The organism is Paracoccus homiensis, from assembly GCF_900111675.1.
GTDB classification, from domain to species: Bacteria; Pseudomonadota; Alphaproteobacteria; order Rhodobacterales; family Rhodobacteraceae; genus Paracoccus; species Paracoccus homiensis.
The window spans coordinates 12,850-33,521 of sequence record NZ_FOHO01000003.1 but is presented as its reverse complement, the minus strand read 5'-3'; the positions used below and the strand labels follow the sequence as shown (position 1 = coordinate 33,521).

Sequence of the window (20,672 nt, the reverse complement as noted above, 5' to 3'; positions counted from 1 at the left end):
CCGCCTTGGCGGCACGCAGCGCGGCGGCAGACCCGCCGCGCTGCGCCGGCTCAGCCTCCGATGGCGATACCCTCGCGGCGCGGGTCGGCCCCGCCCTGCAACCCGTCGGGGGTGATCGCGATACCATGCAGGCCGGAATTCAGGTCACGCTCTTCGACCTCGAAGCCCAGATCCGTCAGCGGCTGCGTCAGGGCCGTCGCATCGCTGCCCGCTTCGACATCCATCGTGCCAAAGCGGTTCAGGATATTGGGCAGCGCGACGGCCTGCTGCACATCCAGTCCCCAGTCCAGATGCCCGATGATCGCCTTGGCGACATAGCCGATGATCCGGCTGCCACCGGGCGAACCGATGACCAGAACCGGCTTGTCGTCCTTCATCACGATGCTGGGCGCCATCGAGGACCGCGGCCGCTTGCCCGGCTCGATCCGGTTGGCAATGGGATAACCGGCCTCGTCATGGGTCTCGAAGCTGAAATCGGTCAGCTCGTTGTTCAGCAGGAACCCCTGCGTGAACAGGCGAGAGCCGAAGCCGTTTTCGATGGTCGTCGTCATCGACAGTGCATTGCCCTCGGCATCCACGATCGAGATATGCGAGGTCGAGGGGAACTCGATCGCGCTGTCCCGGCCCCACAGCATCGCATGGCTCCAGCCGGGGCTGCCTGCGCTGACTTCCGGCAAGGCGTCATCGCCCGACAACAGCTTGCCGCGCTCGGCCAGATAGGCGGGGTCGATCAGCCCGACGGTCGGCATCGGAACGAAATCGCTGTCGGCCATATAGCGGCCACGATCGGCAAAGGCCAAACGCGACGCATCGCCGATCAGTCGCCAGCTTTCGGGATTGTCGGCCCCCAGCGTCGCCAGATCGTAACCGCCCAGCATTCCAAGGATCTGCCCCACGGTCAGCCCCCCGGACGAGGGCGGGCCCATGCCGCAGATATCGTGATCGCGATATTCGGTGCAGACCGCCGGGCGTTCCACCACGCGATAGTCGGCCAGATCCTTGGCCGACAGCAGGCCGGGATTGCCCTCGGCCCCGCGCACGGTGGCAACGATGCCTTCGGCGATCTCACCGTGATAAAAGGCGCGGCTGCCCTCGCCCGCGATGCGCCGCAGGACATGGGCGTAATCGGCATTGGTCAGCATGTCGCCCGCGGCGATGGCCTGGCCACCCGGAAAGAAATAGTCGCGGGTGCTGTCGAAACGGCCCAGCCGTTCGCTGTCCTCGGCCACGGCCCCGGCAAGGCGGGGCGAGACGGGAAAACCATCCTCGGCCAGATCAATGGCGGCGTCGAACAGGCCCGACCAGTTGCTGCGTCCCCAGCGGCGATGCGCCTCTTCCAGCAGCGCGGGCGTTCCAGGCGTGCCGACCGAACGCCCCCCGACAACCGCATCATAGAAGGCAAGCGGTTCGCCGTTCTCGTCCTGGAAATAGGTCGGCGTCGCAGCCATGGGCGCGGTCTCGCGGCCATCCAGTGTGGTCAGCTTGCCCGAGGCCGCGTCGTACCAGACCAGAAACGCCCCGCCGCCCAGCCCCGAGCTTTGCGGTTCGACCAGCCCCAGAACGGTCTGCACCGCAACCATCGCATCCGCGGCCGTCCCCCCGTTTTCCAGCACATCGGCCCCGGCCTGCACCGCCAATGGATGCGCCGCAGTGACCATCCAGTCCTTGCCCATCACCGGCTGACCCGCGGTCCTTGCCTCCCAGGCGGCCTGCCCGGCCGCGTTCAAACCGCCAATGGCCTGGTCGGGCTCGGCGGTGGCCGCTTCGGGTGAAATGGCATCGGTGGCCTGTTGCGCCACCGCCGGCAAAGCCGCAATCGCCCCCAGCCAGACGGCCCCCATCACATGACCCAGTTTCATCTGCATCCCCCTGTTGCAAGAACGTCGCCCGCACCATGACCCGAACAACGCAGGGCCGCAACGGGGCGCGGGGTTTCAACTGGCGCGATGTCCGCCGCAACGCGGCGGACGGGGGCGGAAGCCCGGTCCCGACAGCCGTATATCGCCGGTCAGGGTGCCGCGGGCGTTGTCCCGCCGCCTGCCCCCGCCTGCGCGACAGCGCAGGCCGTCAGGGCTGGTCCGACAGGGCCTGTTCAAGCTGGGGCAGAAAGCGCTTGGTATAATCCTCGCGGATCAAGGGCCCGGCATGGCGATACAGAACCTTGCCCTCGCCATCGATGATGAAGGTCTCGGGCGGCGCCGTCACGCCCCACTCGATGGCACCGCGCCCCTTGGGATCGGTTGCCAGCGCATGAAACAGGTCGCCATGTTCGTCCAGAAACGTCAGGGCATTGGCTTCGGGATCCTTCAGATCGATCCCATAGACGGGAATATCCTTGGCCAGTTCGGTCAGTGTCGGATGCTCGGCCCGGCAGGGCGGGCACCAGCTGGCCCAGAAATTGACCAGTTTGACGCCCGGCTGGCGCAGCATCTCATCGGTCAGCTGGGTCTTGCCCGGCAAACCGGTCTGCGGCACGGCCGGGGCGTCGCGCCCGACCATCGTCGAGGGGATCGCATTCGGCTCATCGCGCCCCATCCCCCACAACATCAAGGCCGCCAGCCCCGCGAAAATCGCCGGGGGCAACACGACAAGCGGTGAAATCCTAGCCATGATCTTCCTGTTTCTTCAATTCGCGCCGCGCACGGGCATTGGCCGCAACCGTGTGCCAGATCAGACCGACCAGCAGGATGGCGGACACGCCATAGGCCATCCAGACCGTGACCGCGTATTTCCCCAACTCGATCATGTGCGCATCTCCCGTGCGATCAACGCGGCCAGACGACGTTTGCGGATCTCGGTTCTGGTGCGGATCAGCAACAGCGCCAGAAACAGCAAGAAGAAGCCCAGCATCGACAGATACAGCGGATAGCGATAGATCGCGCTCATCCGTTCGCCCGGCGCGACGGACAGGCTGGCCCCCTGATGCAGGCCCTGGTTCCAGAACAGCACCGCATAGCGCGACAGCAGGGCAAAGACCGACCCGACAAGGCACAGAACGCCGGTCAGATCGGCGGCACTGTCGGGATCCTCGACCGCCGACCACAGGGCGATATAGCCGACATAGAACAGAAACAGGATCAGAAAGCTGGTCAGGCGTGGGTCCCATTCCCACCAGCTGCCCCACATCGGCTGCCCCCAGATCGCGCCGGTCGCAAGGGCGATCAGCGTCATTACCGCGCCCACGGGCGCGGCGGCCTTGGCGGCCAGCGCGCTGACATGGTGGCGGCGGATCAGCCAGATCAACGACGCCACCAGCATCATTACCCAGATATTGATCGCCATCATCGCGGCGGGCACATGCAGGAACAGGATCTTGACCGTCGCACCCTGCTTGTAATCCAGCGGCGTCAGAAATCCCCAGACGACCCCGGCAACGCAACACAGCACGGCGGCCGCCACCGTCCAGGGCAGCATCGCACCCGAGACGCGCATGAATTTGACGGGGTTGGCATATTCCCAGATCGACATGCTGTCTTCCCTATTCCGGCGTCGTCCGACGCTCAAGTCACATCAGCGCAGGTTGATACGCAAGGCGGCCGCGGCTGCAAAGGGCACCAAGGCCAGGACCGCCGCGGAAATGCCCGCCAGCAGCATCAGCGCGACACCGGCCTGCCCGCCCTCAGCAGACCGGCGGATCGCCTCGGTCCCGAAGATCAGCGTGGGGATATAAAGGGGCAGAACCAAGAGCGACAAAAGTAGACCACCCCGACGCAGACCCACGGTCACCGCCGCCCCGAAAGCCCCCAGAACAGACAGCGCGGGTGTGCCGATCGCCAGCGACGCGACCAGCATCGGCATCGCCGCCGCGGGAAGCTGCAGAAGCACACCGAACAACGGCGCTGCGATGATCAGCGGCACCGCCGTCGTCAGCCAATGCGCCAGCGCCTTGATCGCAACCACGCCTTCCAGCGGGATCGGTGCGGTCGCCAGCAGATCGAGGCTGCCGTCCTCGTGATCCAGCGCAAAGATGCGGTCCAGCGACAGCAGGCAGGACAGCAAGGCCCCGACCCAAAGAATACCGGGGGCGACCGGGCGAAGGGTGGCACTTTGCGGGCCGACCCCAAACGGAACGAGGCTGCAGAGGATGAGGAAAAAGGCCACGGCCAGTCCAAACCCGCCCCCCGCGCGGGTCGCCAGAACCAGATCGCGCTTCAGAAGGGCGATCATCGCGCGAACCCGACTGCTGCCGGCGCTGCGCTGCCGGCGGGGGCGAAGCGCCCGATCCCGCGCGCGCGGAAAGCCGATCGCGCAACCTGCCGATCACGGTACCGGATTGCCGGGCGCTGCCCGCGAGAAACCCGCGGGCGGCGCGACATTGCAGCCGGGGCGATCATGCGAAAGCCTCGTTGAAACCAGCCGGGATCGACGGTTTCCCCGGCACGGCCCGAAACCGGGTCAGATCAAGGTGTCGCGCCTCGGACAGGGACAGGTCGATATGGGTGGCCATCACTGCGGCCCCACCCGAAGCCAGATGCGCACGGATCGCCGCCGCGAAAAGCGCGACCGACGCCTGATCCAGCGAAACCGTCGGCTCATCCAGAATCCACAGCGGGCGGCCGGTGACCAGCAACCGCGCCAGCCCCAGGCGACGTTTCTGCCCCGCCGACAGCGTACCTGCCGCGCGATCCGCCAAGGCCCGCAGGTCCATCGCTGCAAGCGCATCATCGACCCCGCCGCCGCCAAAGACCTGCGCCCAGAAGCCCAGATTTTCGGCCACCGTCAACGTCGTCTTGATCCCGTCGGCATGGGCGGCATAGGCCACGCAATCCTCGGGCATGTCGATCCGTCCGGCGACCGGCGGCTGCAACCCTGCGATCGTGCGCAGCAGGGTCGTCTTGCCAATGCCGTTCGGTCCGCGAAGGATCAGCGCCTGCCCGCGGTCCAGCGTGAAGGACAATCCCTCAACCGCACGCAGGCCGCCGCGCGCGACGGCCAGATCGTGAACGGCCAGCAAGGCGGGCGTCATACCGGGATCAGGGCGCAGGCGACCCGCCTGCCTTCGGACAGCGTCACATTATAGGTGCGCGCGGCAGTGGGCGATGCCATCGCCTCGACCATGATGTCCGCCTGTTCCAACGCCTCTACCAGCAGCTTGGGCGGATGCGCGATATCGGCCCCCATCCCCAGAAACAGCACGTCGATCTGCCCCGACAATGCGATCAGCGCGTCGCTGTCCTGTAGCCCGCCCCAGTCGCGACCGCCGCCCTGCGTGACCAGAACCGGCCCGTGAAAGACCTTGCCGCCAACCCGGAAAAAGCCGGGGCCATAGCCGTCAACCGGCACGGCCCCGTCGAATTCGGTGGGCTTCATCGCCATCAGGGGGCCTCGGCGCCCGAAAACGGCGAGGCGTCCTGTTTCGGGTCCTTCTTGGACCAATCGCGCTTCACGCCCAGCCACAGGACAAAGTTCTTGGCCACATAGACCGAAGAATAGGTCCCGATCAGGATACCGAAGGTGATCGCGAACACAAAGCCACGGATCACATCGCCGCCCAGAACCAGCAGCGCGATCAACGCCACCAGCGTCGTTCCCGAGGTCATCACCGTCCGCGACAGCGTTTCATTGACCGACAGGTTCATCAGCTCGCGCAGCGGCTTCTTCTTGTACTTCATCAGATTTTCACGAAGCCGGTCGAAAACGACCACGGTATCGTTGATCGAATAGCCCACAATGGTCAGAAGCGCCGCGATGGTCGTCAGGTCGAACTTGATCTGGAACAGCGCAAAGACGCCCATCGTGATCAACACGTCATGGGCCAGCGACACGATCGCGCCGATGGCGAACTGCCATTCGAATCGCAGCCAGATATAGATCGAGATCGCCACGAGCGAGGCCAGAACCGCGTAGATCGCCGTCTGGATCAACTCTCCGGACACTTTCGGCCCGACGGATTCGACCGACGGGAAGGTGATGTCCGGATCGACCTGCTGCAACGCCGCCTCGACCGCGTTGATCGTCGCGGGCGTCACCGATTCAGCGCCGTCCTGCGCGCTGATGCGAACCTGCGCCACGTGCTGATCCGCGTCGAAATTCGGATCGAATACCTGCGTGATCGCGACATCGCCCAGATCCAGCGTCTGAAGGGCATCGCGATAGGCCCCCACATCCACCGCCTGTGTCGATTCCGTGCGGATCGTCGTTCCGCCACGGAAATCGATCCCGAAATTCAGCCCGAACACCAGCAGACAGATGATCGAGCCGACCATCAGCACCGATGACAGGCCGAAGGTCAGGAACTGCCAGCGGAAAAAGTCGATCCGGGTTTCGCTGGGAACAAGTTTCAGACGAAAGGCCATGTTACACCTCGATCTTGCGCGGGCGGGCGCGTTCGAACCATGTGATCGTGATCAGGCGCGTCACCCACAGCGCCGTGAAGACCGAGGTCACGATGCCGATGGACAGCGTGACGGCAAAGCCCTTGACCGGGCCGGACCCCAGAACAAACAGGATCGCGGCGATGATCAGGGTGGTGATATTGGCGTCAACGATCGCCGACATGGCGCGTTCATAGCCCAGTTCGATTGCACGGGCAGGGCCGCGTGCGGTTTTCAGTTCCTCGCGGATCCGCTCGAACACCAGCACATTCGCATCGACGGCCATGCCGATGGTCAGCACGATCCCGGCAATGCCCGGCAGGGTCAGTGTGGCGCCGATGATCGACAGCACGCCAAAGATCAGCGCCATGTTCACCGCCAGCGCGACCGAGGCAAAGACCCCGAACATGCCATAGGACAGGACCATCAGCACGATCACCGCCACAAAGCCCACCATCGAGGCCAGCTTGCCGGCATCCACGCTGTCCTGGCCCAGCTCTGGTCCGATGGTGCGTTCTTCAAGGAAGGTCAGTTCGGCCGGCAGGGCGCCTGCACGCAGCAGAACGGCCAGACGGTTTGCCTCTTCGTAGTCCATCGAGCCGGAAATCTGCCCCGAGCCGGTGGTGATCGCCTGACGGATGACCGGGGCAGAAATCACCTCGTCATCCAGAACGATGGCGAAGGGCTGGCCGACATTGGCGCTGGTATAGGCGCCGAATTTGCGTGCGCCCGACGGGTTGAAGCGGAAATCGACCGAGGGCAGTCCGTTCTGATCGCTGGCGGGCAGCGCATCGGTCAGTTCCTCGCCGGTGACGACGGGGGTTTCCTCGATCGTGTAATAGACGCCGTCCTGATCGACGGATGGCAGCACGACCTGCCCCACGCCGACCCGCGCGTCGGGGTCGGAACCGGTCCCGACCACGGAATTGAAGGTCAGTTTCGCCGTCGTGCCGATCAACGCCTTCAGCTCCTCGGCCGAGCCGATGCCCGGCACCTGGATCAGAATGCGGTCGCTGCCCTGACGCATGATCGTCGGTTCGCGGGTGCCGACCTCGTCGACACGGCGGCGGATGATTTCCAGACTTTGCTGAATGGTGCGGTCATCGGTGGCCGATTTTTCGGCATCCGACAGCTGAATCGTCAGGGTACTGCCCTGCCCGCTGATCGCCAGACTGGACTGGCCGGCCCCGGACAGCGTGGTGATCGGATCGGAAAAGCCGCGCGCGATCTCGACCGCGCGGGCCATCTGATCGGGGGTGCCGATCTCGATCTTCAGGGTGCCTTCAGGGGCGTTGACGCGGCGGATCGCGCCGATGGTGCCGCGTTCCTCGGCCAGGGCGCGGCGCAGTTCCGGCCACAGCGCATCCATGCGCGACTTGTAGACATCGCCCACCTGCACCTCGGCCAGCAGATGCGCACCGCCGCGCAGGTCCAGACCCAGATTGACCAGCCCACTGGGCAGCCAATTGGGCCAGCCGGCGCGGGCCGCCTCATCCTCAGGCGTGGTGACGCCAGTCTTCTCGATCGACGCGATGGCGTCATTATGTGCCTCGACCCGTTTGTAGAACAGGTTGGGCATGGCATAGGCCAGCCCCAGCACGCAGATCCCGATGATCAGGATTCGTTTCCAACGGTCGATCTGAAGCATGTGGCGTCAGGCCTTTCAGCTATTGGCGGCAACGGGTGTCGTCGCGGTGACGACCTGAGAGATGGTGCCGCGCACGACGCGCACTTTGACGCCCGATGCGATTTCCACTTCCAGTTCGTCCTCGCGGGCGGCGGTGACCTTGCCGATCAGGCCACCCTGGGTGACGACCTGATCGCCTTTCTTCAGGTTTGCAACCATCTCGCGGTGCTGCTTCACGCGCTTTTGCTGAGGGCGGATCATCAGGAAGTACATGATCGCGAAGATCAAGATCAGGGGGATGAACTGCGCAAAGGCGCTGCCTGCACCAGCCGATCCGGCTGCCTGAGCGTAGGCGGGGGTCACGAACATGCGATTTCCTCTTCTGTTGGGCAAAGGGGCGGGTCAAGGCGACACGCCCGGTCCAATTTGGCGCGCAACCTATCTGCGGGGCCGAACATTGGCAAGAAACTGAGGGCGGCCCATTGCCGCAGGCCTGCCGATCACCCGGCGACGGGCTGTGCGCGTTCGACAAGGCGGGCGAAGAAACTGGCGCCCACCGGCGCGATCTCGTCGTTGAAATCGTAATGCGCGTTGTGGACGCTGGCGGTATCGCCCTGCCCGATGAACAGATAGCAGCCGGGCCGCGCCTGCAGTATATAACTGAAATCCTCGGCCCCCATCTCGCGGGCGTCATCCACGGTCACGCCCGCCTCGCCGGCAATATCGCGGGCCACATCGGCGGCAAAGTCGGTCTGCCGCGGATCGTTGACGGTGGCTGGGTAACCCTCTTGGTAGTCCAGCCGGATATCGACGTCATAGGCTGCGGCCTGCCCGTCGCAGATCTGCTGCATCCTGCGGCGGACCATCTGACGGACATGTGGTTCGAAGGTGCGGACGGTGCCGCAGATATAGGCGGTGTCGGGCACGATATTGTCGGCGGTGCCCGCGTGGATCTGCGTGACCGACAGCGCCAGATCGTCCAGGGCATAGTGATTGCGGCTGGAAATCGTCTGGATCGCGCCGACCACAGCCACGGCCGCGACGACCGGATCGGCGGTCAGATGCGGCATCGCGCCATGTCCGCCACGCCCGGTCACATGGATCTCGAAATTGTCGAAGGCGGCCATCATCGGGCCGGGCGTGGTGTGAAACGTCCCCGCCTCCTGGCCCGGATTGTTATGCATCGCAAAGACGCGGGCGATGTCGAACCGTTCCATGATGCCGTCCTGGACCATGACCCGGGCCCCGCCTGACGTTTCCTCGGCCGGCTGAAAGATCAGCGCGACCCGGCCCGCGAAATTGCGGGTCTCGGCCAGATAACGCGCCGCCCCCAACAGCATCGTCGTATGACCGTCATGGCCGCAGGCATGCATCCGTCCCGGCACGGTCGAAGCCCAGTCCGCCCCGGTCCTTTCCTGCATGGGCAGTGCATCCATGTCGGCCCTCAGCCCAATGGTCGGCCCTGTCCCCTGCCCGTTGATGATCGCCACCAGCCCCGATTCCGCGATGCCTTCATGGATTTCGTCAACGCCGAAATCGCGCAGCCTTTCGGCCACGAAGGCGGCGGTCCGGTGACAGTCGAAGCTAAGTTCGGGATGCTGATGCAGATGCCTGCGCCACGCGGTCAGATCCTCGGCGAAAGAGGCGATGCGGTTCAGAACAGGCATGTGGACACCGTTGTTGGGCTGTGGCAGTCGAAGCAAAGGACCCGAGGACAGGACGAATTGCAATGGCCGACGTGACCCTTTCCGCCAAGGACAGCCCCAAGGACGCAGCGTTTGAAATTCAGCGCCTGATCCGGATCATGGCCCAGTTGCGCGATCCCAGATCGGGCTGCCCCTGGGATATCGAACAGGATTTCGCCTCGATCGCGCCCTACACCATCGAAGAGGCGCATGAGGTCGCCGATGCGATCGACCGCAAGGCCTGGGACGAATTGCCGGGCGAGCTGGGCGATCTTCTGTTGCAGGTGGTGTTTCACGCGCAGATGGCCGCCGAGGACGGCATGTTCGATTTCGCCGATTGCGCCGCCGCCATCAGCGACAAGCTGATCTTCCGCCACCCGCATGTCTTCGGCGATGAAAGCCGCGACAAATCCGCCGAACAGCAGGTCAAGGACTGGGAGGCGATCAAGGCCGTCGAACGGGCGGGCAAGGCCGAACGGGGCACGCTGGACGGGGTCGCGCTGGGGCTGCCCGCGCTGACACGCGCGGTCAAGCTGCAAAACCGGGCCGCGCGTGTCGGATTTGACTGGCCGAACGCGACCGAGGTTCTGGACAAGATCACCGAGGAAACCGCCGAACTGGTCGAGGCGCGCGACAGCCTTGGTGCCGACGCGCTTGAGGAAGAGTTCGGCGACCTGATGTTTGTCATGGCCAATCTGGCGCGACATCTGAAGATCGACCCCGAACAGGCCCTGCGCCGCGCCAATACCAAATTCACCCGCCGCTTCGGTGCGATCGAATCCGCGCTGGCCGCCCAAGGGCGCCGCCCCGAGGACAGCGATCTGGCCGAAATGGATCGCCTGTGGGATCAGGCCAAGCTGGCCGAAAAGGCCCGCGCCTGACGCCCCTGCCCTGCCGCGATCGCCATATTCTGCGCAGGTCATCGCGCCGGTTGAATTGTTACCGCTAACAAGCTACAGTCGCCCCGAAGCCAGAGGAGGCCGACTGATGACCCTTCACGCCACCATCGACCGTGTCACCGACCGCATCCGCGAACGGTCGCTGAAAACCCGTGACGCCTATCTGCAAAAGATCGCCCGCGCCGCCGAAGACGGCCCGCGCCGTGCGCATCTGTCCTGCGGCAATCAGGCCCATGCCTATGCCGCGATGGACGACAAGGATGTGATGGCGACGACGAAAAAGCCCAATATCGGCATCGTCACCGCCTATAATGACATGCTGTCGGCGCATCAGCCCTTTGAACGCTATCCCGACATCATCCGCCGCGCGGGCCATGCCGCGGGTGCCACGGTTCAGGTCGCGGGCGGCGTGCCAGCCATGTGCGACGGTGTGACCCAGGGCCGTCCGGGGATGGAACTGTCGCTGTTCTCGCGCGATGTGATCGCGCTGGCTGCCGGGGTGGCGCTGTCGCATGACTGTTTCGATTCCTCGGTCTATCTGGGCGTTTGCGACAAGATCGTGCCGGGGCTGGTCATGGCGGCGGCGACCTTCGGCCATATTCCGGCGGTGTTCATCCCGGCCGGGCCGATGCCCTCGGGGTTGCCCAATGACGAAAAGTCCAGGGTGCGACAGCAATTCGCCGCAGGCGAAGTCGGCCGCGAGGAACTGATGGCGGCGGAAATGGCCAGCTATCACAGCGCCGGCACCTGCACCTTCTATGGCACCGCCAACAGCAACCAGATGCTGATGGAGTTCATGGGCCTGCATCTGCCCGGGTCCAGCTTCGTCAATCCCGGCACCCCCCTGCGAGAGGCGCTGACCGTTGCCGGGGTCGAACGCGCGGCGGCGATCACCAATCTGGGCAATGAATACCTGCCCGCCGGTCAGGTCATGGATGAAAAGGCCTTTGTGAACGGCATCGTCGGGCTGATGGCGACGGGCGGTTCGACCAATCTGGTCATGCATATCCCGGCCATGGCCAAGGCGGCGGGGATCCTGCTGGATATCGAGGATTTTCACGACATCTCGGAGTCGGTGCCGCTGATGGCGCGCGTCTATCCGAACGGTCTGGCCGATGTGAACCATTTCCACGCCGCCGGCGGGCTGGGCTATATGATCGGGCAGTTGCTGGAAACGGGCCTGCTGCATCCGGATGTGAAAACCATCAACGGCACCGGCCTTGACGGCTATACCGCCGAGCCGAAACTGGAGGGCGATCGCATCCGCTGGGACCACGGCGCGCGCCAGACCCTGAACGACAGGATCCTGCGCCCGGCGGCCGATCCCTTTGCCCGAACTGGCGGCCTGAAACAGCTGAACGGCAATCTGGGCCGCGGGGTGATCAAGGTCAGCGCCGTGGCCGAGAATCGTCGCGTGATCCGCGCCAAGGCCCGCGTCTTCAGCGATCAGGAACAGGTGAAAACCGCCTTCCGCGCGGGCGAGTTCACCGAAGACACGGTCGTTGTCGTCCGTTTTCAGGGACCGCGCGCCAACGGGATGCCGGAACTGCATTCGCTGACCCCGATTCTGGCCGTCTTGCAGGATCGCGGGCTGAAGGTGGCGCTGGTGACCGATGGGCGCATGTCGGGGGCGTCGGGCAAGGTGCCGGCCGCGATCCACATCTCGCCCGAGGCATCGGTCGGCGGACCGCTGGCGCGGGTTCAGGATGGCGACATCGTCACGCTGGACGCGGTCACCGGTACGCTGGACTGCGAAGCAGGGGATTTCGACAGCCGCAGCCCTGCCAGCTTTGACCCCGGCCCCAGCAGCGAAGGACTGGGCCGAGAGTTGTTCGCCCCCTTCCGCGCCGTGGCAGGTCCGGCCACCGAAGGCGCTGGCGTCGTGGTCTAGGCGGCGGCGGCCGCCGCAACCTCGCAGACCGCGCGGCGCAGATAGCCGGTGAAATCGGCGGCCAGCCGCCGCGCGGGCGTATCGGCCACATAGACGTTCAGCCAGGTCGGCGGCAGCGGCGGCAACGCGCCGCCGTGGTCGATCACCTCAAGCCCGGTCTGGGTGATGCCACGCGGCAGGATGGTGATCCCCAGATCCGCCGCCGCCAGCACGCGCCACGTTTCGGTTCCGCCATCCCCCGCGATCTGCTGCCAGTCGAAACCGGCCTTGTTCAGCGCGGCAACCCCGATCGGGTAATAGGCGCAGGACGGGGAATTCGCCAAGGGCAGCGGCCGTTCGGTCCAGGCATGTCCGGCAACCGCGCCGAACCAGGCCAGATCGGCCTTGGCCAGATGGATGGCACCGGGGGGCGCCTCGAATTCGGTGGTCAGGATGACGTCATGTTCGCCACGCTTCATCTGGGCGCGCAGATCGCGGCTGCGGGCGTCGTTGATCGTCAACTCGATCCGGGGATTGTCCTGCCGGAAATCGCGCACTGCCTGCGCCACCTTGTTGAACAGCCAGTCCGAGGTCAGCCCGACCCGCAGCCTGCCTTCGGGCCGCACCCCGGCAAAGCGCGACAGGATCGCATCGTTCAGCGCGACCAGCTTGCGCCCCTCGATCAGCAGTTCGGTGGCGAAATCGGACAGCACGACCCCCCGCCCCTGTTTCAGCAGGATCGGCTGACCGAAGGTGTCGTCCAGCCGCTTCATCTGCATCGACAGCGCGCTTTGCGTCATGTTCAGCGATTCTGCCGCGCGGGTGACGGCACCGTATTCCGCCACCGCCTGAAGCGAGCGGATCGTGGCGATATCGAGATTGCGGATCATTCAACCCTCGTGATGACTGATATCAAAATCATTCGTTATACGAATACGTCGCGGCGCCCTAAATATCAACATGCAAGATGATAGAAGAGCAAAACATCATCCTGCATGATGAAACAGATCACCGGAGATGAACTATGGCACAGAAATCAGCCGCCATGCTGCGCGTCGTCACCGGACACGGCATCGTTCCGCGCCCGGGTTGGATAGAGCGTATCCTGACACTTCTTGACGTGCGCAAAAGCCGTATCGATCTGGCCCGCCTGACCGATGAACAATTGTGCGATGTGGGCCTGACCCGCGCGGATGTGCAGCAGGAACTGGCCCGCACCACCTGGGATGTGCCGTCGAACTGGCGGCGCTAGGTCACTGCCGTCCCGGCCCCGCCCCGTCGACGGTGGCGGGGCCGAACCTTTCGATCATCTTGGACATGATCTGATCGCGAGTCTGGCGATAGGCGGCCAGTTTGGCCTCTCGGCCCTCGGCCAGACCGGACGGGTCCATGATCGGCCAGTATTCGATGTCCAGGTGAAACACCCGCGTCATTTCCAGCGCCAGCCGCTGACTGGCCGGTGACAGGGCGACGATCAGGTCGAAACCGCCAAGATCGTCGCCCCAGGCCTGCATTTCCTCGAAGCTGCGGCTGCGGTGATTCGACAGCGCCACACCGATTTCATCGCAGACGGCGATGGCAAAGCCGTCGATCTCCATGTCGCTTTTGACACCGGCGGACTGCACATAGGCCGACCGTCCGTAAAGGCGCTTCATGATCCCCTCGGCCATGGGCGAGCGGATGGCATTATGGTCGCAGCAGAACAGGATCGAATGCGGTATCTTGTCCTGCGGCATCTGTCAGGCCTGCTGCGGAATCAATGCGCAGATCAGGGTGAACAGACGCCGGGCCGTGTCGATATCCAGTTGCGCCTTGCCTTCCAGCCGTTCCTGCAAGGTGCGCGCGCCTTCGTTGTGGATGCCGCGACGGGCCATGTCGATCGCCTCGATCTGGGCGGGCGGCAGCTTCTTGACCGCATCGAAATAGCTTTGGCAGATCTGGAAATAGTCCTTGACCACCTGCCGGAACGGACCCAGCGACAGGTGGAATTCAGCCACCTTGTCGGCCTGTTCGGTGGTCACGTCAAAGACCAGCCGGCCTTCGCGGATGCACAGCTCCAGCGCGAATGGCCCGTCGGGGGCGGGCTGATCGTCGCGCCCCGGAACGGCAAAGCTGTTATCCTCGATCAGGTCGAAGATGGCGACCTTGCGTTCTTGCTCCATCTCGGGGGTTGCAGGGGCGATCGCGGAATCGTCGATCTCGATCCGGGTCAGTCTGCTCATTCGTGCCCCCTTTCATTCAGCACCGACAGACGCCCCTCGACCGAGGCGCCATGCGCCTGCAGCCCCTCGGACGCGGCCAGACGCATCGCCGCCGGCCCGATCGCCGCCAGCGCGCCGGGCGTCAGCCGCGCCATCGTGGTCCGTTTCAGGAAATCCATCACCGACAGCCCGGACGAAAATCGGGCCGAGCGCGCCGTCGGCAGGACATGGTTCGGGCCGCTGACGTAATCACCGACCGCCTCAGGCGTGTAGGCGCCCAGAAAGATCGCCCCGGCATGGGTGCATTTCGCGGCCAGCGCATCGGCATCCGCGACCATCAGTTCCAGATGTTCGGGTGCGATCCGGTTCGACAGGGCAGCCGCTTCGTCCAGATCGCGAGCGATGATGATCGTGCCGTAATCGCGCCAGCTTGCGCCCGCGATCTCGGCACGGGGCAATGTCGGCAGGATGCGATCCACCGCCCCGGCAACGGCATGACCCAACCCCTCATCCGTGGTGATCAGGATCGATTGCGCATCCGCGTCATGTTCGGCCTGCGCCAGCAGGTCCAGCGCGATCCAGTCGGGGTTCTGGTCGCCATCCGCGATCACCAGAACCTCGGACGGGCCGGCGATCATGTCGATGCCGACGCGACCAAAGACCTGACGCTTGGCCGCGGCGACATAGGCATTGCCCGGCCCGGTGATCTTGTCGACCGGCGCGATGGTTTCTGTGCCATAGGCAAGCGCTGCGATCGCCTGCGCCCCGCCGATGCGATAGATTTCGGACACGCCAGAAAGCTGTGCCGCCAGCAGGACCAGCGGGTTGATCACCCCATCCGGGGTCGGCACACAGATCACCAGACGATCGACCCCGGCGACACGCGCCGGGATCGCATTCATCAGAACCGACGAGGGATAGGCCGCGCTGCCGCCCGGCACATACAGACCCGCCGCCGATACCGCGGTCCAGCGCCAGCCCAAGGTCGCGCCCTCGGGGTCGGTCCAGCTGGCATCTTCGGGCATCTGACGGGCGTGATAGGCGCGGATCCGCTCGGCCGCCAGGGTCAGGGCGGCGCGATCCTCGGGCGTGACCTTCGCAACCTCGGCCTCGATTTCATCGGGGGTGAACCGCAGGCGGTCGGGCGTCAGGTCAAGCCGGTCAAAGCGCGATGTCAGCTTGCACAGGGTCGCATCGCCATGGTCGCGCACATCGCGAATGATCGCGGCGACGGTGTCGTTCACATCCGACGAATCCTCGCGCTTGGCAGACAGCATCGCGACAAAGCTGTCTTCGAAATCGGAGGCGGAAGTGTTCAACGTGACCGGCATGTAAATCCCCTGCAGATACGCCTTGTTATCGCCAAGACCCACCATGCTCAAGCGCCGCGGGCGGCCTATTCGGGATGGTGCGGCGCCTTGCCCGAAGGGGCCAGATAGGGCTGCGTGACATCGCGCAGATCAAGGTTGATGCATTCCACATCCGCCGCAACCGTGCCGTCACCCGCGAAATTCAGGACCAGACGGCCCATCCCATCCTCGCCCGGCTGCCATTCCATCGACAGAAGCGCCAGCACGGTATCGGCATCGCGATCGACCCCATCGCTTTGCAAGCGCATGACATCGTTGATGACCAACAGGCTGCGGACCCGTTCAAAGCCCCGCCCCTCGGCCCGCGCCTGATCGGCATCTTCCCAGCGGAACCGATTCAGCAACAGCGCAAGGCGCCGCGTTTTCGGGTCATGGCTGATTTCGGTGCCGGGCAGGATCGCGTCCTGCACCAGCGCCGACATGATCCGCAGATCGGCCTCATCCTCGGCCTTCAGCGCCATCGGACGCGGATCGGCATCGGCGAAACGGGCGTCTTGCGTCATGATTGCTCCTCTTTCACGCGTTCGATATGGGCCCCCACGCCGCGCAGCTTGCGCACGACATGCTCATAGCCGCGATCCAGGTGATAGACGCGGCTGACCGTGGTCTGACCTTCCGCCGCCATCCCCGCAAGGATCAGGCTGACCGAGGCGCGCAGATCCGTCGCCATGACCGGGGCACCGCGCAGCTTGTCGACGCCCTGAACGGTCGCGTGACCGCCATGCACCTCGATATTGGCGCCCATGCGGGTCAGTTCGGGCGCGTGCATGAAGCGATTCTCGAAGATGGTTTCTTCCAGAACGCTGGTGCCCTCGGCGGTGCACATCAGCGCCATGAACTGCGCCTGCAGGTCGGTCGGAAAGCCGGGGAACGGCGCGGTGGTCACGTCCACGGCCTTCACGCGGCCGTTGTGGTGGGACACCTTGATGCCGCGGGCGGTTTCTTCGACGGTGACGCCGGCCTCTTCCAGCTTTTCGCAGAAGGCCGACAGAAGCTCGATCCTGCCGCCGATGCATTCGACCTCGCCGCCGCAGATCGCGGGGGCCAGCATATAGGTGCCCAGCTCGATCCGGTCGGTCACGACGGGATAGGTCGCGCCGTGCAGCGATTCGACGCCCTGGATGGTGATGGTGCTGGTGCCCTCACCCTCCAGCTGCGCGCCCATCGCCCGCAGGCAGCGCGCAAGGTCCACGATTTCGGGTTCGCGGGCGACGTTCTTCAGGACCGTGGTTCCGCGTGCCAGCACGGCGGCCAGCAGCGCGTTCTCGGTCGCGCCGACCGAAACCAGCGGGAATTCATAGGTCGCGCCCTTCAGGCCGCCCTGCGGCGCCTTGGCAAAGACATAGCCGTCGCGCAGGTCCAACTGCGCGCCCATCGCCTCCAGGGCGCGCAGATGCAGGTCCACCGGGCGCGCGCCGATGCCGCAACCGCCGGGCAGCGACACCTCGGCCACGCCGTCGCGTGCCAGCATCGGCCCCAGCACAAGGATCGAGGCGCGCATCTTGCGCACGATGTCATATTCGGCGCGATGACTGGTCAGATCGTGGCTGGACATGGCCAGCACCTGCCCGTCCTGCAGCGCCGCGACCTCGGCGCCCAGGCTTTGCAGCAGGGTCGTCATGGTGTGGATGTCCGACAGGCGCGGCGCGTTCGTCAGCGTCAGCGGCTCGTCCGTCAGCAGCGTCGCGGGCATCAGGGTCAGGCAGGCGTTCTTCGCCCCCGCAATCGGAATCTCGCCCTTCAGCGGGCCGTTCCCGTGAACGATGATCTGATCCATCTAAATGTCGTCCTTGCCTGTATCGCTGCTTGTATCGGATTCGCCGTCCTGCGCCTTCTGGTCGCGGGCACGCGCCTGCGCCTTGCGGCGCGCAAGATTTGCACGCAATGCCGCGCGCAGCCGGTCTTCGCGGCTGTCACCATCACCCTTTGCCAGGGTGCGCTTGTTCTTCTGACGATCTTCCATCCGCAACTGTTAGCGCCCGCTGTAAGGACAGTCCAGCAAAGGCTATGCGCCCGGCAGGATGCCGCGACGACATTTTTTCACCAGCCCCCCTTGCGCCCCCCCGCAGCATTGGCTAAACGCCCCTCCACGGCGCTGCGGTAGCTCAGTGGTAGAGCACTCCCTTGGTAAGGGAGAGGTCGAGAGTTCAATCCTCTCTCGCAGCACCATCTCATCCTGTTGATTTGCAAGAACTTCCTGATTTATCAGGGCTATGGGCCGTCTCACTGGTACACAGGACGGGTACACATGGGCTTGAGAATGGCGACACCTTGGAAGCATCCCGAAACGGGTTCCTACTACCTGCGTGAGCGAGTTCCTGTAGCTGTCCAAGAAACGGCAGCAGGAAGAACCGTCGCAATTGTGATCGAGGGTCAGAGCCTTTCCGTGAAGATCGGTGGCTGGGTGAAGCTGTCCCTGCGGACCAAGGACGCGACCGTGGCCAAGGAACGCTACAGGGACGCCTCAGCAGCCCTTCAAGAACATTACAGGCTCATCCAGCAGGAAGCCGCGACAGGCCCTGTGCGGCTCACCCAGCGCCAGATTGAGGCCCTTGCGGGGGAATACTACCGAGCCGAGACCCAGCAGCATCAGGACAGCCCCGGTCAGCCTGATGAATGGGACGCGACAAGGTCCGCCCTGCAGGACATGGGCGAGACGGTGGCGGGGCTAGAGCGGCTGCACGGGGATAGCGCCAACCTGATGCTGCAACAGCGCGGCATGACCGTGGATGATGGCAGCCGCAAGGCCCTGATGGAAGCCATGCACCGGGCCTATGTGATGTTTGCGGAAGGTCAGGAAAGGCGGGCCGTGGGCGACTACGCAGCCGATCCGAGGACTGCCCGGTTCCCTGCCTTTGATGATGGGGCCATGGTGACAGAGACCACCAGAGCCAAGGCGGGGCAGCCGCAGACAGCGCCGAGGGTTTCCCTGTCCGACCTGTTCGACCTCTGGGCCAAGGAGCACCGTCTGGCCGGTGGATCGGAGAAAACCGCTAGGGACTTCGCCCACAAGCTGGACAGTCTTGGGGCATATCTGGGCTATGATGATGCGGCGGCGGTCACCCAGCGGCAAATCATCGACTGGTGCGACCACCTGCGGGCCGAGGCCAAGCTGTCAGCGAAGACTGTGGGCGACAAATACCTGACGGCAGTAAGAGCCGTCTACAGGATCGGCGTGGAAAAGGGGCGAATCACGGCGGCACCGACTGATGGGGTCCGGGTCAGAAAGCCCAAACAGATCAAGACGAGGCCCAGCGGGTTCACCGATGAAGAGGCCAGGGCGATCCTCTTGGCAGCCCTGCAAGACCCCTCGACGCTGGGCAACATGGCCGAGAAGAACAAGCTGGCAATCCGGTGGACGCCATGGCTGGGGGCCTATACCGGGGCGAGGATCAACGAACTGACCCAGCTACGGAAGCAGGACTTCATCACAGAGGCCGGGATACCGTGCGTCAGGATCACCCCGGACGCCGGGTCGGTGAAGACCGGGCATTATCGGGTTGTGCCGCTGCACCCTCACCTGATCGAGATGGGATTGCTTGAGTTCGTCGCAGCCCAGCGTGGGGAATACCTCTTCCTGACGCCTGCAGAGACCTTGGAAGCCACCAGCAGACGGGCCGAGAACGTGGGCAAGAAGGTCAGCGAGTGGGTCCGCACGGGCGCGGGGGTGACCGATATGGGGGTCCAGCCGACCCACGGATGGCGTCACCGGTTCAAGACGCTGGCCCGTGATGTGGACATGCCAGACAGGCTTATCGACGCAATCCAAGGACACAGCGATGGCAGCGCCGCAGCGGGCTATGGCGAGACCACGGCGAAGGCCATGTATCGGGAAATCCAGAAGCTGCCCCGGTATGAATGGTCGTGATCGAGACACCCATGCACGGGCTGCGGCTGCCGGGTTGAAGAAGTCGGGGATCGCCAAGGCACCCTTGGCCTTCTCTGCTTCCAGTGCCAGCCAGCGGTCGATGATCCGCTTGCGGAGAACCACGTTGTAGCCCGCAACCAGCGTCAGGGTCAGGTCTTTGGGGAGGTTGAAGCAGGACTGGCTGCGTCCATAGCTGTCTTGGAAGATCCCTCCAAACTTGGAGACATCTTCGCCAAGTTCTTCCAGCATCCGGCCAATGTCGCGACGGACATGGGCGTGCTGCTTCTCGACCAGTTCAGCGATCTCCTTGCTGGACATGGTGAGGGGTTCGGCGGGGCTGGTCGTGAGTGCGTTCATGGTGTCCCACCCATCACATAGGCACCATCCTTGCGGATCGCGGGGAGAACGTGGCGGGTCACCCAGTCCTGAAAGGCGCGGGCTTCGGGTTTGTCCGAGCGCATGACGAGGCGGTAGAAGCCGCTCTCGGAGATGATGTTAGGCCAGAGGCCACGCACCCCTAAGTCTGCCTTAGCCCTTTCGTCAGGGGTCAGGTGGTGGAGTGCGACAGTCGTGTTCGACAGGCCCAAAACCCGACAGACATCAGCTGCGACGAACCAAGGGTTCCCCTCGCGGTCGATCACGCGGATGTCGTGGGTGTTGAAGGTGAAGGTGGAGAGTGCCTCCATGGTGTCCTTGCCCACCCCAAAGATTTTTCCAGATGCAACATCTAGGGCTTGCCGGGGATCCACTCAGGAAATGCTAGAGATGCAGTAGACGGCGGCATGGCACAGTGGCAATGCTCCCACTAGTGACTTGATTATTATGGTTTTTTCTTCTT

General features: G+C 64.4%; 23 protein-coding genes, 1 tRNA gene and 1 pseudogene. 5 read left to right on the top strand and 20 right to left on the bottom strand.

Going from position 1 to position 20,672, the window contains the following annotated elements:
- Positions 1 to 50: 50 nt before the first annotated feature.
- From ggt to BMX67_RS04745, 11 genes are all read right to left on the bottom strand, one after another.
- Positions 51 to 1,859, bottom strand: coding sequence for a gamma-glutamyltransferase (gene ggt, locus BMX67_RS04795; protein ID WP_090733490.1), 1,809 nt, complete (start codon positions 1,857 to 1,859; stop codon positions 51 to 53).
- Between the two features lie 208 nt (positions 1,860 to 2,067).
- Positions 2,068 to 2,610, bottom strand: a complete 543-nt coding sequence (locus BMX67_RS04790; protein WP_090732956.1) for a DsbE family thiol:disulfide interchange protein — start codon at positions 2,608 to 2,610, stop codon at positions 2,068 to 2,070.
- On the bottom strand, positions 2,603 to 2,746 hold the full coding sequence (ccmD, locus tag BMX67_RS04785; RefSeq protein WP_090732955.1) for a heme exporter protein CcmD: 144 nt from the start codon (positions 2,744 to 2,746) through the stop codon (positions 2,603 to 2,605). The genes BMX67_RS04790 and ccmD overlap by 8 nt, the downstream gene beginning before the upstream one ends.
- On the bottom strand, positions 2,743 to 3,468 hold the full coding sequence (locus BMX67_RS04780) for a heme ABC transporter permease (protein WP_090732953.1): 726 nt from the start codon (positions 3,466 to 3,468) through the stop codon (positions 2,743 to 2,745). Before BMX67_RS04780 ends, ccmD begins: the two co-directional genes overlap by 4 nt.
- A 42-nt stretch (positions 3,469 to 3,510) precedes the next feature.
- The gene (gene ccmB, locus BMX67_RS04775) at positions 3,511 to 4,167 is read right to left on the bottom strand and encodes a heme exporter protein CcmB (RefSeq protein ID WP_090732951.1); all 657 of its coding nucleotides are present in this window, start codon (positions 4,165 to 4,167) and stop codon (positions 3,511 to 3,513) included.
- A 163-nt stretch (positions 4,168 to 4,330) separates the two neighbouring features.
- Positions 4,331 to 4,966, bottom strand: a complete 636-nt coding sequence (ccmA, locus tag BMX67_RS04770; RefSeq protein WP_090732949.1) for a heme ABC exporter ATP-binding protein CcmA — start codon at positions 4,964 to 4,966, stop codon at positions 4,331 to 4,333.
- Entirely contained in the window at positions 4,963 to 5,316 is a 354-nt protein-coding gene (locus tag BMX67_RS04765) for an Mth938-like domain-containing protein (RefSeq protein WP_175479817.1), read from the bottom strand. The genes ccmA and BMX67_RS04765 overlap by 4 nt, the downstream gene beginning before the upstream one ends.
- Positions 5,316 to 6,296, bottom strand: coding sequence for a protein translocase subunit SecF (gene secF / locus BMX67_RS04760; RefSeq protein ID WP_090732948.1), 981 nt, complete (start codon positions 6,294 to 6,296; stop codon positions 5,316 to 5,318). The genes BMX67_RS04765 and secF overlap by 1 nt, the downstream gene beginning before the upstream one ends.
- Before the next feature lies 1 nt (position 6,297).
- The gene (gene secD / locus BMX67_RS04755; protein ID WP_090732946.1) at positions 6,298 to 7,962 is read right to left on the bottom strand and encodes a protein translocase subunit SecD; all 1,665 of its coding nucleotides are present in this window, start codon (positions 7,960 to 7,962) and stop codon (positions 6,298 to 6,300) included.
- Between the two features lie 15 nt (positions 7,963 to 7,977).
- Entirely contained in the window at positions 7,978 to 8,310 is a 333-nt protein-coding gene (yajC, locus tag BMX67_RS04750; RefSeq protein WP_090732945.1) for a preprotein translocase subunit YajC, read from the bottom strand.
- Between the two features lie 131 nt (positions 8,311 to 8,441).
- Positions 8,442 to 9,608, bottom strand: coding sequence for a M20 aminoacylase family protein (locus BMX67_RS04745; RefSeq protein WP_090732944.1), 1,167 nt, complete (start codon positions 9,606 to 9,608; stop codon positions 8,442 to 8,444).
- Between the two features lie 62 nt (positions 9,609 to 9,670).
- Here BMX67_RS04745 and mazG point away from each other — a divergent pair, with 62 nt between their 5' ends.
- Both mazG and edd read left to right on the top strand, forming a co-directional pair.
- On the top strand, positions 9,671 to 10,507 hold the full coding sequence (gene mazG / locus BMX67_RS04740) for a nucleoside triphosphate pyrophosphohydrolase (protein ID WP_090732942.1): 837 nt from the start codon (positions 9,671 to 9,673) through the stop codon (positions 10,505 to 10,507).
- 106 nt (positions 10,508 to 10,613) lie between these two features.
- Positions 10,614 to 12,416 carry a phosphogluconate dehydratase gene (gene edd, locus BMX67_RS04735; RefSeq protein WP_090732941.1) on the top strand — a complete coding sequence of 601 codons (1,803 nt, stop codon included), beginning with the start codon at positions 10,614 to 10,616 and terminating at the stop codon, positions 12,414 to 12,416.
- Here edd and BMX67_RS04730 read toward each other — a convergent pair.
- Entirely contained in the window at positions 12,413 to 13,285 is an 873-nt protein-coding gene (locus BMX67_RS04730; protein WP_090732939.1) for a LysR family transcriptional regulator, read from the bottom strand. The genes edd and BMX67_RS04730 overlap by 4 nt on opposite strands.
- Before the next feature lie 134 nt (positions 13,286 to 13,419).
- Here BMX67_RS04730 and BMX67_RS04725 point away from each other — a divergent pair, with 134 nt between their 5' ends.
- On the top strand, positions 13,420 to 13,647 hold the full coding sequence (locus tag BMX67_RS04725) for a DUF1127 domain-containing protein (protein ID WP_217645782.1): 228 nt from the start codon (positions 13,420 to 13,422) through the stop codon (positions 13,645 to 13,647).
- A 1-nt stretch (position 13,648) separates the two neighbouring features.
- Here BMX67_RS04725 and BMX67_RS04720 read toward each other — a convergent pair whose 3' ends face one another.
- From BMX67_RS04720 to BMX67_RS04695, 6 genes are all read right to left on the bottom strand, one after another.
- Complete coding sequence (locus BMX67_RS04720; RefSeq protein WP_090732937.1) at positions 13,649 to 14,131, bottom strand: arsenate-mycothiol transferase ArsC; 483 nt, start codon at positions 14,129 to 14,131, stop codon at positions 13,649 to 13,651.
- 3 nt (positions 14,132 to 14,134) lie between these two features.
- On the bottom strand, positions 14,135 to 14,617 hold the full coding sequence (locus BMX67_RS04715) for a UPF0262 family protein (protein WP_090732935.1): 483 nt from the start codon (positions 14,615 to 14,617) through the stop codon (positions 14,135 to 14,137).
- Positions 14,614 to 15,927: a histidinol dehydrogenase gene (gene hisD, locus BMX67_RS04710; RefSeq protein WP_090733486.1), complete on the bottom strand. Its 1,314-nt coding sequence runs from the start codon at positions 15,925 to 15,927 to the stop codon at positions 14,614 to 14,616. The genes BMX67_RS04715 and hisD overlap by 4 nt, the downstream gene beginning before the upstream one ends.
- A gap of 65 nt (positions 15,928 to 15,992) precedes the next feature.
- Complete coding sequence (locus BMX67_RS04705) at positions 15,993 to 16,469, bottom strand: DUF2948 family protein (RefSeq protein ID WP_090732933.1); 477 nt, start codon at positions 16,467 to 16,469, stop codon at positions 15,993 to 15,995.
- On the bottom strand, positions 16,466 to 17,743 hold the full coding sequence (gene murA, locus BMX67_RS04700; RefSeq protein WP_090732932.1) for a UDP-N-acetylglucosamine 1-carboxyvinyltransferase: 1,278 nt from the start codon (positions 17,741 to 17,743) through the stop codon (positions 16,466 to 16,468). Before murA ends, BMX67_RS04705 begins: the two co-directional genes overlap by 4 nt.
- Positions 17,744 to 17,929 (bottom strand): hypothetical protein, encoded by a 186-nt coding sequence (locus BMX67_RS04695; RefSeq protein ID WP_090732930.1) that lies wholly within the window; start codon positions 17,927 to 17,929, stop codon positions 17,744 to 17,746.
- A 131-nt stretch (positions 17,930 to 18,060) separates the two neighbouring features.
- On the opposite strand from BMX67_RS04695, the gene BMX67_RS04690 reads away from it, so the two are divergent.
- Both BMX67_RS04690 and BMX67_RS04685 read left to right on the top strand, forming a co-directional pair.
- Positions 18,061 to 18,135: transfer RNA gene (locus BMX67_RS04690), tRNA-Thr, on the top strand.
- Positions 18,136 to 18,214: 79 nt separating this feature from the next.
- Positions 18,215 to 19,834: a site-specific integrase gene (locus tag BMX67_RS04685; RefSeq protein ID WP_090732929.1), complete on the top strand. Its 1,620-nt coding sequence runs from the start codon at positions 18,215 to 18,217 to the stop codon at positions 19,832 to 19,834.
- Between the two features lie 90 nt (positions 19,835 to 19,924).
- Here BMX67_RS04685 and BMX67_RS20035 read toward each other — a convergent pair.
- Positions 19,925 to 20,152, bottom strand: a pseudogene (locus BMX67_RS20035) (Rha family transcriptional regulator); the annotation flags it as partial.
- Between the two features lie 35 nt (positions 20,153 to 20,187).
- Positions 20,188 to 20,535, bottom strand: a complete 348-nt coding sequence (locus BMX67_RS04675; RefSeq protein ID WP_217645779.1) for a BRO-N domain-containing protein — start codon at positions 20,533 to 20,535, stop codon at positions 20,188 to 20,190.
- Positions 20,536 to 20,672: the final 137 nt, after the last annotated feature.

Coding starts and splice junctions, on each gene's coding strand:
- ggt (WP_090733490.1), bottom strand. CDS start 1,859: ATGAAACTGGGTCATGTGATGGGGGCCGTCTGGCTGGGGGCGATTGCG.
- BMX67_RS04790 (WP_090732956.1), bottom strand. CDS start 2,610: ATGGCTAGGATTTCACCGCTTGTCGTGTTGCCCCCGGCGATTTTCGCG.
- ccmD (WP_090732955.1), bottom strand. CDS start 2,746: ATGATCGAGTTGGGGAAATACGCGGTCACGGTCTGGATGGCCTATGGC.
- BMX67_RS04780 (WP_090732953.1), bottom strand. CDS start 3,468: ATGTCGATCTGGGAATATGCCAACCCCGTCAAATTCATGCGCGTCTCG.
- ccmB (WP_090732951.1), bottom strand. CDS start 4,167: ATGATCGCCCTTCTGAAGCGCGATCTGGTTCTGGCGACCCGCGCGGGG.
- ccmA (WP_090732949.1), bottom strand. CDS start 4,966: ATGACGCCCGCCTTGCTGGCCGTTCACGATCTGGCCGTCGCGCGCGGC.
- BMX67_RS04765 (WP_175479817.1), bottom strand. CDS start 5,316: ATGGCGATGAAGCCCACCGAATTCGACGGGGCCGTGCCGGTTGACGGC.
- secF (WP_090732948.1), bottom strand. CDS start 6,296: ATGGCCTTTCGTCTGAAACTTGTTCCCAGCGAAACCCGGATCGACTTT.
- secD (WP_090732946.1), bottom strand. CDS start 7,962: ATGCTTCAGATCGACCGTTGGAAACGAATCCTGATCATCGGGATCTGC.
- yajC (WP_090732945.1), bottom strand. CDS start 8,310: ATGTTCGTGACCCCCGCCTACGCTCAGGCAGCCGGATCGGCTGGTGCA.
- BMX67_RS04745 (WP_090732944.1), bottom strand. CDS start 9,608: ATGCCTGTTCTGAACCGCATCGCCTCTTTCGCCGAGGATCTGACCGCG.
- mazG (WP_090732942.1), top strand. CDS start 9,671: ATGGCCGACGTGACCCTTTCCGCCAAGGACAGCCCCAAGGACGCAGCG.
- edd (WP_090732941.1), top strand. CDS start 10,614: ATGACCCTTCACGCCACCATCGACCGTGTCACCGACCGCATCCGCGAA.
- BMX67_RS04730 (WP_090732939.1), bottom strand. CDS start 13,285: ATGATCCGCAATCTCGATATCGCCACGATCCGCTCGCTTCAGGCGGTG.
- BMX67_RS04725 (WP_217645782.1), top strand. CDS start 13,420: ATGGCACAGAAATCAGCCGCCATGCTGCGCGTCGTCACCGGACACGGC.
- BMX67_RS04720 (WP_090732937.1), bottom strand. CDS start 14,131: ATGCCGCAGGACAAGATACCGCATTCGATCCTGTTCTGCTGCGACCAT.
- BMX67_RS04715 (WP_090732935.1), bottom strand. CDS start 14,617: ATGAGCAGACTGACCCGGATCGAGATCGACGATTCCGCGATCGCCCCT.
- hisD (WP_090733486.1), bottom strand. CDS start 15,927: ATGCCGGTCACGTTGAACACTTCCGCCTCCGATTTCGAAGACAGCTTT.
- BMX67_RS04705 (WP_090732933.1), bottom strand. CDS start 16,469: ATGACGCAAGACGCCCGTTTCGCCGATGCCGATCCGCGTCCGATGGCG.
- murA (WP_090732932.1), bottom strand. CDS start 17,743: ATGGATCAGATCATCGTTCACGGGAACGGCCCGCTGAAGGGCGAGATT.
- BMX67_RS04695 (WP_090732930.1), bottom strand. CDS start 17,929: ATGGAAGATCGTCAGAAGAACAAGCGCACCCTGGCAAAGGGTGATGGT.
- BMX67_RS04685 (WP_090732929.1), top strand. CDS start 18,215: ATGGGCTTGAGAATGGCGACACCTTGGAAGCATCCCGAAACGGGTTCC.